The organism is Azospirillum sp. A1-3, assembly GCF_023806445.1.
Taxonomy (GTDB): Bacteria; Pseudomonadota; Alphaproteobacteria; order Azospirillales; family Azospirillaceae; genus Azospirillum.
In genome coordinates this window covers 472,988-485,000 of the sequence record NZ_JAMSLU010000002.1, presented here as the reverse complement: position 1 = coordinate 485,000, position 12,013 = coordinate 472,988, and the positions used below count along the sequence as shown (strand labels likewise).

Annotated in this window: 12 protein-coding genes (1 of these 12 only partly in view); 4 read left to right on the top strand and 8 right to left on the bottom strand. The window is 64.6% G+C overall.

The window, feature by feature from the left end:
• The 4 genes from M5E06_RS15635 to M5E06_RS15620 all read left to right on the top strand — a co-directional run.
• On the top strand, positions 1-1,502 hold the 3' portion of the coding sequence (locus tag M5E06_RS15635) for a PAS domain S-box protein (protein ID WP_252138949.1). Its footprint begins 1,771 nt before the window's first position; only the last 1,502 of its 3,273 coding nucleotides appear in the window; its start codon lies off the left edge, out of view; the stop codon is at positions 1,500-1,502.
• Between the two features lie 161 nt (positions 1,503-1,663).
• Positions 1,664-2,443, top strand: coding sequence for an amino acid ABC transporter substrate-binding protein (locus M5E06_RS15630; protein ID WP_109154699.1), 780 nt, complete (start codon positions 1,664-1,666; stop codon positions 2,441-2,443).
• Between the two features lie 81 nt (positions 2,444-2,524).
• The gene (locus tag M5E06_RS15625) at positions 2,525-3,205 is read left to right on the top strand and encodes an amino acid ABC transporter permease (protein ID WP_109154700.1); all 681 of its coding nucleotides are present in this window, start codon (positions 2,525-2,527) and stop codon (positions 3,203-3,205) included.
• Positions 3,202-3,969: an amino acid ABC transporter ATP-binding protein gene (locus tag M5E06_RS15620; RefSeq protein WP_252138948.1), complete on the top strand. Its 768-nt coding sequence runs from the start codon at positions 3,202-3,204 to the stop codon at positions 3,967-3,969. Before M5E06_RS15625 ends, M5E06_RS15620 begins: the two co-directional genes overlap by 4 nt.
• A gap of 250 nt (positions 3,970-4,219) precedes the next feature.
• On the opposite strand, the gene M5E06_RS15615 is transcribed toward M5E06_RS15620, so the two are convergent.
• The 8 genes from M5E06_RS15615 to M5E06_RS15580 form a co-directional block, all read right to left on the bottom strand.
• The gene (locus tag M5E06_RS15615; protein ID WP_252138947.1) at positions 4,220-4,498 is read right to left on the bottom strand and encodes a DUF6522 family protein; all 279 of its coding nucleotides are present in this window, start codon (positions 4,496-4,498) and stop codon (positions 4,220-4,222) included.
• Positions 4,499-4,639: 141 nt separating this feature from the next.
• Positions 4,640-5,314, bottom strand: a complete 675-nt coding sequence (locus tag M5E06_RS15610; RefSeq protein WP_252138946.1) for a DUF4142 domain-containing protein — start codon at positions 5,312-5,314, stop codon at positions 4,640-4,642.
• Between the two features lie 23 nt (positions 5,315-5,337).
• Complete coding sequence (locus M5E06_RS15605) at positions 5,338-7,254, bottom strand: nitric oxide reductase activation protein NorD (RefSeq protein ID WP_252138945.1); 1,917 nt, start codon at positions 7,252-7,254, stop codon at positions 5,338-5,340.
• An 8-nt stretch (positions 7,255-7,262) separates the two neighbouring features.
• A complete protein-coding gene (locus tag M5E06_RS15600; RefSeq protein WP_252138944.1) occupies positions 7,263-8,060 on the bottom strand; it encodes a CbbQ/NirQ/NorQ/GpvN family protein in 798 nt (265 codons plus the stop codon).
• Complete coding sequence (locus tag M5E06_RS15595) at positions 8,057-9,406, bottom strand: cbb3-type cytochrome c oxidase subunit I (RefSeq protein ID WP_252138943.1); 1,350 nt, start codon at positions 9,404-9,406, stop codon at positions 8,057-8,059. Before M5E06_RS15595 ends, M5E06_RS15600 begins: the two co-directional genes overlap by 4 nt.
• Positions 9,407-9,421: 15 nt before the next feature.
• Positions 9,422-9,874 carry a c-type cytochrome gene (locus M5E06_RS15590; protein ID WP_109154707.1) on the bottom strand — a complete coding sequence of 151 codons (453 nt, stop codon included), beginning with the start codon at positions 9,872-9,874 and terminating at the stop codon, positions 9,422-9,424.
• Positions 9,875-10,069: 195 nt separating this feature from the next.
• The gene (gene metB, locus M5E06_RS15585; protein ID WP_252138942.1) at positions 10,070-11,239 is read right to left on the bottom strand and encodes a cystathionine gamma-synthase; all 1,170 of its coding nucleotides are present in this window, start codon (positions 11,237-11,239) and stop codon (positions 10,070-10,072) included.
• A 279-nt stretch (positions 11,240-11,518) separates the two neighbouring features.
• Entirely contained in the window at positions 11,519-11,980 is a 462-nt protein-coding gene (locus M5E06_RS15580; protein WP_252138941.1) for a MarR family winged helix-turn-helix transcriptional regulator, read from the bottom strand.
• Positions 11,981-12,013: the final 33 nt, after the last annotated feature.

The following is a 12,013-nucleotide window of genomic DNA, read 5'->3' as shown; positions in this document are numbered from 1 at the left end:
GGGACATCCTGCCCGGAGAGATCAACTGGTCGCCCGGCAACTACCTGATCCATGGCATGGAGCCCCGCGATGGTCATGTGCGCTTTGCCGAGTGGCTGGCGGCGGTCCATCCGGAGGACCGAAGCGAGGCGACGAGGGTGGTCAGAAGGACCTTGGCGTCGCGGCGTGCCAGTTATGACGTCGAATACCGGGTCGTTCTCCCGGACGGCGGCATCCGGTGGGTCGCCGGCATCGGCAAGGCCGATTACGACGAAGCCGGCCAGCCGGTCTGGATGTCCGGCCTTACGGTAGACATCACCGATCGCAAGGCGATGGAAGTCGCCTTGAGGGCAGCAAAGGAGGAGTCCGATCGGGCAAACAGGGCGAAGGCACGCTTCCTGGCCGCCGCAAGCCACGACCTGCGCCAGCCGCTTCAGTCGATGGCTCTGTTCGGTGGCGCGCTGCACGCGCATGTGAAGGATGAGCGCGGAAAGGACATGCTGCTCATGCTGGAGCGCGGGACGGAAACCATGAAGGCGCTTCTCGACAGCCTGCTCGACGTCTCCCGCCTTGACGCCGGCGTGGTCAATCCGCAGCTGTCCAGCTTCGACTTGGACACACTCATCAAGGAAATCGCCGACTCCTACCGGCCGCTCGCTGCCACCAAGGGGCTGTCCGTCTCGAACGACGGATCGTGCAGTGGCGTGGTGGTCCGCAGCGATCGCACCATGCTCGGGCGGATCATCCGCAATCTCGTCGAGAATGCTGTCCGTTATACCGAACGTGGAGTGATCACGACCTCCTGTCGGATCGACAATGAGAATGCATGGATCGACGTTGCCGATACCGGAATCGGTATTCCTGAAGACCAGATCGCCATGATCTTCAACGAATTCCACCAAGTCGGCAATCCTGAGCGCGACCGCAGCCGCGGCCTCGGCCTGGGATTGTCGATCGTGCAGCGCCTGTCGCGAATCCTTGGCCACGAGGTCAGGGTCCGATCAAGGCTGGGAGAAGGGTCCGTCTTTTCCATCCAAGCTCCAATCGACGCCGGTGCGGACGTGGCGGAGGCTGTATCGGAGGACGACATGACGCCCCTTCCCGTTGGACGCGGCCGCTTGGCGCTGGTGATCGATGATGACACCATCGTCCTGATGTCGCTGCGGACCTTGTTGGAAGAATGGGGGTACGACACGCTGATCGCCGGCTCCTCCGAGCAGGCGGTAACCATCGTCACCGAGGCTGGACGCCGACCGGACGTGATCGTCGCGGACTATCGCCTGCGGGCCGGACGAAACGGCTGCGAGGCAATTCGGGACGTCCGCAGCCATCTGGGACAGGAAATCCCGGGTGTCATCCTGACCGGCGAGACCGGGGCCGAGTGCGCGCGCGACATTGCCCAGTATGGCCTGGGGATGATTCACAAGCCGGTCATGCCGGGCCAATTGTGGGCCGCCCTGGAGCGGCTGCTTGGCTCCACGAGCAACTCACGTCACGCACATGGAGCGGATTTCCCAACATAGTTTGTTATTGGCACGATTTATGTACATCTGCTTTGCGCTAAATAGGAAGCTTATTCCCTTGTTAGGATGTACTCTCCGCTGTAGCGTGGCGGAAATCGTCTGGCGCACCAAGGGCGCGGACCAACCAGAAATCCCACTCAATAGGCACCGGGCATCAACCGATGAAATGGCTAAAATCGCTTCTCGTCGCCGGCCTTATCCAGGTCGCCGCCGTCTCCTCCTCCGCCGCTTGGGCCCAGGCCGATCTGGACCGCATCAAGGCGGACGGTGTGCTGAAGATTGGGACCGAGGGCACATACGCCCCGTTCACCTATCATGACGCTTCCGGCGCGCTCGTCGGCTTCGACGTAGAGATCGGGCGTGAGGTCGCCAAGCGCATCGGGGTGAAGGCGGAGTTCCTGGAAGGCAAGTGGGACGGCCTGATCGCCGGTCTGGACGCCCACCGCTACGATGCCGTGATCAACCAGGTCGGCATCACCGAAGCGCGCAAGGCAAAGTATGATTTCTCCGATCCCTACATTTCCAGCCGCGCCGCTCTGATCGTGCGCGGCGACAATGACAGCATCAAGAGCTTTGCCGACCTGAAGGGCAAAAAGTCGGCCCAGTCGCTGACCAGCAACTTCGGCAAGCTGGCCGAGGCATCGGGCGCGCAGCTGGTCGGCACCGACGGCTTCGACCAATCGATCCAGCTGGTCCTGAACGGCCGGGCCGATGCGACGGTCAACGACAGCCTGTCCTTCCTGGACTTCAAGAAGCACAAGCCCGACGCCAACGTGAAGATCGCCGCGACCCAGGACAATGCCGACCAGTCCGGCATCATCGTCCGCAAGGGCGAGGCCAAGCTGGTTGCCGCCATCAACGAGGCGCTGGCCGCTATGAAGGCCGACGGCACCTACACGACGATTTCGCAGAAGTATTTCGGCGCGGACGTTTCCAAATAACCACCTGATGGTCCTCAATGCCCCCTGCTCGATCCGGGCCGGGGGCATTGTCGTTCCTTCTTCACGAGAGGCACCTTCCCCGTGCTGCACTGGCTTACCCTGATGGCGGACTCGCTTCCGTCGCTGCTGTGGGCGGCGCTGGTCTTCACCGTTCCACTGACGCTGGCGTCTTTCGCGCTCGGCCTGATCGTTGGGCTGGTGGCTGCGGTGGTCCGGCTGTTCGGGCCGGCGCCGCTTGCCGCCATAGTCCGCTTCTATGTCTGGATCATCCGCGGCACGCCGCTGCTGGTGCAGCTGTTCCTGATCTTCTACGGCCTGCCCAGCGCCGGCATCGTGCTGGACGCCTTCCCGGCCGCCCTGATCGGCTTTACGTTGAATGTCGGCGCCTATACCTCGGAGATCATCCGCGCCGTCATCGGCTCGGTGCCGAAGGGCCAGTGGGAGGCCGCCTACTCCATCGGCATGAGCTGGTCCCAGGCCATGCGACGCACCATCCTGCCGCAGGCCGCCCGCGTCGCCGTGCCGCCGCTCTCCAACAGCTTCATCTCGCTGGTGAAGGACACCTCGCTCGCCGCCGCCATCACGGTGCCGGAGCTGTTCCAGGCGGCCCAGCGTATCGTAGCGACGACCTATGAGCCGCTGATCCTATATGTGGAGGCGGCATTGATCTATCTGGTGCTCAGTTCCGTGCTGTCGGCGCTGCAGGTCCGGATGGAGCGGCGGCTCGGCCAATATGGCGGATTCTTGGAGGCCAAGTCTTGATCCGGCTGACGAACATCGAAAAGCGTTTCGGCGACCTGACCGTGCTGAAGGGCGTGTCGGTCACGGTGGAGGAAGGGCGCGTCACCGCCCTGATCGGCCCGTCCGGCGGCGGCAAGAGCACGCTTCTGCGCTGCATCAACCTGCTGGAGATTCCCACCTCCGGCACTGTGCAGATCGGGGAGGAGGAGTTGACCTTCCATTCCGGCGGCAAGCCCGGCTGGAAGGACATCCAGCGGCTGCGCGGCCAGACCGGGATGGTGTTCCAGAACTTCCAGCTCTTCCCCCACCGCACCGCGGTGGAGAATGTGATGGAAGGGCTGGTAACCGTGCAGAAATGGCCGGCGGAGAAGGCGCGTGACCGCGCCATGACCCTGCTTCGCAAGGTCGGCATGGACCACAAGGCCGACGCCTGGCCGGCAACCCTGTCCGGCGGGCAGCAACAGCGCGTCGCCATCGCCCGCGCGCTCGCCCCGTCACCGCGGGTGCTGCTGTGCGACGAGCCGACCTCCGCCCTCGATCCGGAACTGTCGGGCGAGGTGGTGGAGGTCCTTGGCACGCTGGCCGCCGAGGGCACCACCATGGTGATTGCCACCCACGACCTGCGTCTCGCCTCGCGCATCGCGCATGAGGTGGTGTTCCTCGATGCGGGACAGGTGGTGGAAGCCGGTCCATCGCAGGCGCTGTTCACCCATCCCACCCGCGAACGCACCCAACGCTTCATCGCCACCCTGACCCAGCAGGGGCAACAGGGGGAGGGGGTATGACAAGCAGGCGGGCCAAGCGTTTTCTTGAGGCGCTTTTCGAGGTTTCGTTACAAGTTTTGAAGGCGGGCGATGAGGGTCGCTGCAGGTACCAGCGCACCGTCCACAGGATCACCTCCGCCGTGAACGGCCGCCCCTTGAACGGGCTCTTTCCGCCACGCACCACCGTGTGACCCCAGCCGCCAAAAAGGGCTGGGTTTTACCCGATCGCCACCCGGACGCAAACGCTGCAACAGAACCGTCAGCGGCACTCTCATCCGACATGAAGCGCGCGCCCGAAAGCATCCAAAATCAAGACGGACTGCCGCGCACGGTAACGGAACGTCACCCGCGTCTTCCCGCTATCCTCCTCCGTCCCCTGTTCGTACAGCTGGTAAACCATGCCCCTTTTCAGTTCTTCCATAAACGCTCCGGGCACGAGCCCAAGGAGCGGAGCCACAAGTGCCGCATCGAACACGAGGCTGCCAGTGCTGTCCACTTTGGCGACCTCCATGCCGACGACTGTCTGCGGCACGCACTGAGAGTTGGTCATATGCGTCACCCAATCGCTGAGAGCGAGATACAGGAAAGCATAACGTGATCAGCAGAGGGCATCTTTGCGATCCATCAAACCTATCGTACCAAATCGTCTCAATGCCCGATCAAGCATCTGGTCGCATCATTATCCTCAAGATCAACGGGGTTTGGCCGGATCGCCGTACTGGATGGCCTGCCCCTCGCGATGGGTCTCGATGCCGAAGCGGCCGGCCATCTGGCGCAGGGCGTCGCTGTCCTTCTGGATGGCCACCAGGCTGGTGATGGCGAAGGTCGAAAGCTCGCGATCTGGCGAATTCGACGCCTCGGTCTGGTAGAGATCGACCAGCCTGTCGTGTAGCCGCAACTGGGCCTCGACATACGCTTTGCCGAAGGCCTCGCCGCTCGCCCCCGACAGCGATTGAACCGCCTTGGCGGTCAGATCCTCCCGAGCATTGGCCGGATTGGTGACGGCTCCGGCAGCACCGAAGCGGTCCGCGTCCTCCGGCTTCAGCTGGCTCGCCGGCGGCAGAGTGCGGGACGAGGTCAGACGCTCGAGTTCATTGCCAAGCGTCTTGTGGGTGTCCGCGATGCGCTGTGCCAGTGTGCGCAGGGCGTCGTCGGGTGCCTTCTCGGCGGCAAGGCGTCCCAATTCGGCCTGTCCGCGGCTGGCGAGGGCGGCTTCCTTGAGGAACAGGGCGTCCTCATAGGGGAGCGACTGGCCGGGCTGGGGCGGCACCCGCAGGTTGGAATCCGGCCGGATGTTGGCTTGCGACCAGGCGGGGGCCGGCATCAAGGCAAACCCCAACAGGGCGAGTGCGGCGATCTTGCGCATGGCGGCTCTCCTTCGGGGGTCCGTCACCCCGTCAATTGGCGGTAAAGGGCGGGCAGCGCCGCGGACAGGCGGCCCACATGCGGGAAGATGGCATAGGCGCCGGCGCCGAAGATGAAGGGAAGATAGTCGCGACCCTTCTCGTCCACCGTGACGCCGAACAGCTTCAGGCCGGCGCGGCGGGCCTCCAGCACCGCCATGCGGGTGTCCTCGACGGCGTGGCGGCCCTCGTAATGGTCGGTGTCGTTGGGCTTGCCGTCGGTCAGCACCAGCAGCAGGCGGTGTGTGTGAGGGCGATCCTTCAGCTGGGCGGTGGCGTGGCGGAGGGCCGCCCCCATGCGGGTGTAGCGGCCGGGCCGCAGCGCCTGGATGCGGCGCAGGACGCGGGCGTTCAGCGGCTGGCCGAATTCCTTCACGGTGCGCACCTCCACCCGCTGCCGGCGGTGCGAGGTGAAGGTCAGGATGGCGTGTTCGTCGCCGCAGGCGGTCAGCCCGTGGGTCAGGACCAGCAGCGCCTCCTTCTCCACGTCGAGCACGCGGCGGTCCTCCACGTAACTGTCGGTCGACAGCGACACGTCGACCAGGACGCACACCGACAGGTCGCGGGCGATGTTGCGCACGGCGGTGAACACCCGGTCCGATCCGCAGCCGCCGGCGTGGCGGTCGGCGACCGACGCAACCAGGGCAGAGAGGTCGAGTTCGTCGCCGTCGGGCTGGGCGGGCAGGCGCTGGCGCCGGGGGCGCATCGCTTCGAACTGGCGACGTACCAGGCGGATGCGGCGTAGCGCGCCGTCGTCCGGCCGCCAGTCCTCCCCTTCCGATGCGGCGGGTTCGGCGATCACGCGGCAATGGTCCGGCAAGTAGCGACGACGCTTCCAGTCCCATTCCGGATACAGGATCTCGGCGGTGAGCGGTGCAAGGTCGGCATCCGCGGGCGCAAGATCGAGGTCGAGCTTGAGGCGGGTGGCCGCCCGGCGCTCGTGTTGGCCGAGCGCGATCTCGTCGAGGTCTTCGGCGGCCTTGCGGGCATTCTCCGCGTCGTCATCCTCGACCTTGCGGTTCAGGTTGACCATCTCGGCCAAACCCAGGATTTTTTCGAAGCGGTTCAGCATCAGCGGGTCGTCGCGCTGCGTCTGGTCGCTGTTCCGCCGCGACGCCTTGTGGCGCTTGCCGTCGGCGTCCTCGCCGCTTCCGGCCTCCTCCTCCGTGCCGGCGGCGGGCGCGCTGCCGGCAGGCGGGGCCGATACCTCCCCCCACAGCGGCACCGGCAGGAAGGGACGATAGTCCGGCGCGGAGCGAATGCAGTCGAGCGGCGCCGCCGGGTCCGCGATCAAAGCCGACAGCGTCCGGTCGAGCTGGATGTCGGCGCCGAGCAGAGCCATGACCAGAGCCTCCACCGCGGCCTCCTGCCCGGTCAGGCGTCGGGCAGGCCGCGCCGCAAGAAGGGCGGCGCACAGGCGGTCGTGCAGCGGGCGCAGTCCGGCCAGGCCGTCGAGCGCCCGATCGGTTGCCATCCGGGCACTGCGCAGGCGGAAGAGGTCCGCCCGTAGAGGGTCGTCCGGGAGCGGAAGCGCGGGTGGCGCGTGGGCGAAGAAGGCGGCCAGCCACTCGTAGAGCCCGGCATTGAGCGAGCGCTCGTCGAACAGGTCGATGCGGTCCGGCAGGTGAAGCGTCACGCCGTCGTAACGCGGGCGCGGGAGTTTTTCGGCGTCCAGCCCAAGGCGCTGGCGCAGACCGAGCCGGTGGTGGGAGGTCTCGGCGGTGCCGGCGGCGAGGCGGACGGCGCCGGGGCCGCCGATCGCGCGGAACAGCACGCCAAGGCGGACGCGCATGTCATCCAACCGGACCGCGGCCTCGGGATAATGCCGGTAAGAGGCGGTGTTGCCGACGAAGCGGTGCCACAGGCCGCCGACGAATTCCTCCGGTTCCCAGAATGATGCCATGGCGTCCCTCACCCGATCGTGAGTTCGGCGGTCCGCAGCAGGGCCGCCTTCACCTCGTCGTCGTCGGTCAGCGGCTCCACCATGGCGGCCAGAACCGCCTCGTCGCGCGGCATGCCGGAGCGGATCAGCGTGGCGCAATAGATCAGCAGGCGGGTCGACACACCCTCCTCCAGATCCTGGCCCTTCAGGGCGCGAAGCGCATTGGCGAGGCGGACCAGCGGAGCGGCTTGGTCATGCTCCAGCCCGCTTTCCCGCGCGACGATGGCCGTCTCGGCCTCCGGTGCCGGGAAGTCGAAGCTGATGGCGACGAAACGCTGGCGGGTGCTGGGTTTCAGGGATTTCAGGATGTTCTGGTAGCCGGGGTTGTAGGAGACCACCAGCATGAAGTCCGGCGGTGCGTCCAGCGTCTCGCCGGTACGCTCCAGCGGCAGGATGCGGCGGTCGTCGGTCAGCGGGTGCAGCACGACGGTGACGTCCTTGCGCGCCTCCACCACCTCGTCGAGGTAGCAGACGGCGCCCTCCCGCACGGCGCGGGTCAGCGGGCCGTCGACCCAGACGGTGTCGCCCCCCTTCAGCAGGTAGCGGCCGGTCAGGTCGGCGGCGGTCAGGTCGTCGTGGCAGGACACGGTGTGCAGCGGCCGGCCCAGCCGCGCCGCCATATGGGCGACGAAGCGGGTCTTGCCGCAGCCGGTCGGCCCCTTCAGCAGCACCGGCAAACGGTTGCGGTGGGCGTGCTCGAACAGCGCCACCTCGTTCCCGGTCGCCGCATAGAAGGGGACCGCCATGCCCTCCGGCCCGGTCGTCATTCAGCCGGAGCCACCGAGGGCCGCGAGCGCCGCGGGAGCTGTTCGCGGGCCGGGCCGAACATCGCGTAGAGGAAGAGCAGCACCGACAGCGCCACGACGATGCCGGAGCCGAGCCGCATCCAATAGAACAGCGCCAGCTGTTCCTGCACCTCCATGTAGGTGATGCCCATGACGCGCTGGAGATGGACCTGGACGACGCCGGCGAAGGTCAGGGTGAAGGTCATGAAGGCCATGGCCGAGGTCATGATCCAGAAGCTCCACATGTTGAGCACCTGGTTGTAGGGCACACGGCCACGCAGGTTGGGCATGGCATAGGAGATCATCGACAGGTTCAGCATCACATAGGCGCCGAAGAAGGCGAGATGCCCATGCGCCGCGGTGACCTGGGTGCCGTGGCTGTAGTAGTTGACGAAGGACAGGGTGTGCAGGAAGCCCCAGACACCGCCCCCGAAAAAGGCCATCACCGGCGTGCCGAGCGTCCACAGGAAGGCCGCCTTGTTCGGGTGGTCGCGCCGCCCCTTCCAGGCCATGGAGAAGGCGAACAGCACCATCGCAAAGAACGGGGCCACCTCCAGCGTCGAGAAGACGGAGCCGATCCACTGCCAATAGCCGGGCGCGCCGATCCAGTAGTAATGATGCCCGGTGCCGAGCAGGCCGGAGAACAGGGCGAGACCGACGATGGCGTAGAGCCATTTCTCCACCACCTCGCGGTCGACGCCGGTCATCTTGATGACCAGGAAGGCGAGGATGGAGGCCATGATCAGTTCCCACACCCCCTCCACCCACAGATGGACGACGTACCACCAGTACAGCTTGTCCACCGCGATGTTGCCGGGATTGTAAAAGGCGAACAGGAAGAAGATCGCCAAGCCCCAGAGTCCGAGCAGCAGCACGTTGGTGACCGCCGTGCGGCGCCCGCGCAGAACCGTCAGCGAGACGTTGTAGAGGAAGATCAGCGCCGCCACGACGATGCCGATCTTGACCCAAAGCGGCTGTTCCAGGAACTCGCGCCCGCCATGGATGCCCAGCAGGTAGCTGCCGACCGCCCCCAGCGCGCCGACCATCAGGATCACCAGTTGGGCGTAGGCCAGCATTGGGCTTTCGATGTCGCGCTCCGCCTCCTCCGGGATCAAGTAATAGGCGGCGCCGAAGAAGCCCAGCAGAAGCCAGACGATCAGCGCGTTGGTGTGGATCATGCGCAGGATGTTGAAGGGCAGGATCTCCGACAGGAAGTTCGGGATCACATAGACGGTTCCGGCCAGGGCCCCGAACAGGATCTGGACACCGAACAGCGCCATGGCGCAGACGAAGTACCAATAGGCGATGCGTTGCGTGGCGAATCTCATCCGATGGTCCCTCCCTCAGCCCGCGTTGTTCGGTGGCCAGCCCTGGGTCTGCACGCGGCTGGTCCATTCCAGGAAATTGACCAGATCGTCGAGTTCCTGGTCGGTGAGGTTGAATTGCGGCATCTGGCGGCGCCCTTCGACACCGCTCGGCTGCGATTGCATCCACGCCTTCAGCGCGTCGCGTGCGCCCTGCGGATCGTCGCGTCCGCCATAGCGGACCCACACATTGCCGAGTTCCGGCGCGAAATAGGCACCCTCCCCCAGCAGCGTGTGGCAATTGATGCAGGAATTCTTCTCCCACACATGTTTGCCGCGAATCACGCTCTCAGTCAGCGTCGATTCGTCGGTGCTGACGGTTCGCATGTAATAGTGGCTGTGAGCGGTCAGAAGGACGAAAACCACAAGGAAGAATGCGGAGCCGCCGTAGAAGATGTTTCGCGTGGCCGATTTGGTCAGGCGTTCAGCCATCTTCACCCTCCTTCAGCATGCGCTGTCTCGGGTTGTAACGTGCTGAGTTGACCCTACAACTCAGCCGTGCTCACGGAAGGGTGGCATAGGGCTGACACCAAAGAGTGAAAGGGTTAAGTACTTTGATTTCATTCTTGGCGTCTCCCATCGTTGAACTGCTTGATGCCTTCCGAAAAACTCGGCGCCGTTCATTCATCAGGCGATGCTTCTGGATACCGCCTCCAGTGCCTGATCCAAATCCATGAGAAGATCACTTTCTCCTTCCAGGCCGATGGACAGCCGCAGCAGGCTGTCGTCGATGCCTGCCACCCGCCGCGCCTCGGCCCCCATACTGGCATGCGTCATCGTCGCCGGATGGGCTACGAGGCTTTCCACGCCGCCGAGAGACTCCGCGAGTGTGAACAGCCTGACCGATTCCACGAAGCAGCGTGCGCCATCGGCGCCCCCCTTGATGTTGAAACTCAACATCGCGCCAAAACCACGCTGCTGGCGCACCGCAATCGCGTGACCGGGATGGGACGGCAGCCCTGGATAGTGCACCGCCTCGACGCAGGGATGGCGATCCAGGAAGTTGGCGATGGCAATGGCGTTGCGCTGCTGGTGCTCCAGCCGGGGAAACAGCGTTCTCACGCCGCGCAACGTCATGTATGCGTCAAATGGCGAGCCGGTGACGCCGGTCGCGTTGGCCCAATCCTCAAGGCCTTTCAGGTCCTGCGGGTCCGCCGCGATGAGGGCTCCGCCCACGACATCCGAATGACCGTTGAGATATTTGGTCGTCGAATGGATGACGAAGTCCGCACCCAGGGAAATGGGTTGCTGAAGCGCGGGTGAAAGGAAGGTGTTGTCGACGGCAATCTTGGCTCCCACCGCCCTGCCCTGCTCGGCAATCCGGGCAATATCCGTGACCCGCATCAGCGGATTGCTCGGGGTTTCGAGAAGGATCAATGCAGGGCGCCGCTCGAGAGCCGCCGCCAGGCTGGCTTCGACGTTCTGGTCGACGAACACCACATCGAAATGGCCCTTTGCTGCGCGCATGGAGAGCAGACGATAGGTGCCGCCGTAGCAATCATGCGGCGCAACCACCAACTGCCCGGGACTGAGCGTCGTCAGCAGCAGATCGACCGCAGCCATGCCCGTAGCCGTGATCACGGCACCGGCGCCGCCCTCAAGTTTCACCAGGGTATCGGCAAGCTGATCGCGTGTCGGGTTCGCCGTCCGCGAATAGTCGTAAGATCCGGGTTTCTCGAAGCCGGGAAAGCGATAGGTGGTCGACAGGTAGATCGGTGGCGTCACCGCACCGAACGCCGCGTCGCTCCCGATGCCGTTGGCCGCGGCAATGGTCTGCGCAGTTTTGTTGTTTTTCATGCTCAGCCTCTTCGATTGCGTGTTCCAGCCTGTGCCGAAAGCTGAACCCCCGGTGCCTTCCGCATTTGCCGGCATCGTTGCACGGCGATCTCTGACTCCGTGCTCGGCAGTTCGTGACAGATCCTGTGAAGCCTAGGGTGCACTCGCAAAGAGCAACAGCGAATTTCCCCGATGATTCGTATCTGGAATTTCTATGGCTGGCGCTGAGGCCGGTGACGCGATCACATCAGCCTCGCCATCCGGTCCCCTCACTCCGGAAAATTGCAGTTTCTTGTCAACTCAGGGCAAGGCGTTGAGCAACGCCAGCAGCAAGGGCTTCGTTTTCCTCAGCTCATCCAGGTGGACTGCCGACAGGTCTTCCAGGACGGCTTCCGCCTGCGGCGTCAGGACAAGGACCACACGCCGCCGATCGTCGGCACTTTCCTGCCGGATGACCAAATCCGCCTTCACCAGCCGGTCTACCAACTCGCCGGCACTGTGATGGCGAACCAGAAGCTTGTCGGCCAAGTCCCCGATGCTCATTCCACCATCGCCATGCCCTTTGATCGCCAGGATTGCCTGATGCTGCTGCGGAGTAAGGCCGCTGTTCCGGGCCGCGGCTTCACTGAACGCCAGAAAGCGGCGGAGTGTGTGGCGAAACTCGGCCAAGGCTTGATAATCGCTCGACCTGATCGGGCTGTTGACCCGATCCATCCTGCTTCCGGCCGCCAATTCTGCGGCTGTCCTCTCATCGTCGCTCATTTCAACCCGACCGTTGTTCCAGCTTGAAATATA